Source organism: Methylobacterium sp. CCH7-A2 (assembly GCF_001557075.1).
Taxonomy (GTDB): domain Bacteria; phylum Pseudomonadota; class Alphaproteobacteria; order Rhizobiales; family Beijerinckiaceae; genus Allobosea; species Allobosea massiliensis.
Map to the genome: position 1 here is coordinate 1 of NZ_LSKN01000140.1, position 908 is coordinate 908.

General features: G+C 66.1%; 1 protein-coding gene. It reads left to right on the forward strand.

Annotated features, from left to right (window positions below; genetic code table 11):
- A partial coding sequence (locus AX750_RS12455) for a type IV secretory system conjugative DNA transfer family protein (protein ID WP_156462446.1) occupies nucleotides 1–854 on the forward strand: 854 nt, incomplete at its 5' end.
- Nucleotides 855–908: the final 54 nt, after the last annotated feature.

Consider the following 908-nt stretch of genomic DNA (forward strand, 5'->3'; position numbering starts at 1 on the left):
CCGACGAGCCGCGTGAGCGGCGCAACCTCGCGACGCTGCGCGAATGTCTCACGCTCGCGCCCGAAGCATTCACCGCCCTGCTCAAGCGCATGCAGGCGTCATCGGCGGCCGGCGGCCTGGTCGCGCGCGCAGCCAATCGTCATCTTGGCAAGTCAGATCGCGAGGCCGCCGGCGTGCTCTCGGCCGCGCAGCGCCATACGCACTTTCTGGATTCGCCGCGCATGACGGCCGTCCTGGAGCGGAGCGACTTTTCCTTCGCCGATCTCAAGCGCCGCACCGCGACCGTGTTCCTGGTTCTTCCTCCTGATCGGCTCGGGACCTATTCGCGCTGGCTGCGCCTCATGGTGACGCGCAGCCTGTCAGATATGGCGCGCGCCCCCTCCCCTGCCCCGGCAGGCGCACAGGCCGCGTCTAACGGGCCGACAGAGCCAGTGCTTTATCTGCTCGACGAGTTCGCCGCGCTGGGCAACCTCGCGCCCGTCGAGCGCGCCATGGGTCTCATGGCAGGCTATGGCGTCCAGCTCTGGCCCATCCTCCAGGACATCCACCAGCTCCGCGCCACCTACGGCCGCCGCGCGGGCACATTCCTCTCCAACGCCGGCGTCCTCCAGGTCTTTGGCGTCAACGATCACGACAGCGCCCGCCTCGTCTCCGACCTCACCGGCCAGGAGACCGTCGTCTTCAAAACCATGAGCCGCGCGCTCGATTCCGAAAAGACGGGAATCTCCTATGGCGAGCAGCACGTCGCCCGCCCGCTCATGACACTCGACGAGGTTCGCAACATGCACCCAACAGCCCAGATGCTGTTCATCGCCAACCAGCGGCCTATCATCGCCGGAAAACTTCGCTACTAGGGGGCACCTCAAGGTTTGTACGCTAAACCGCGCTAAGCTGGACGAAGCATGAAC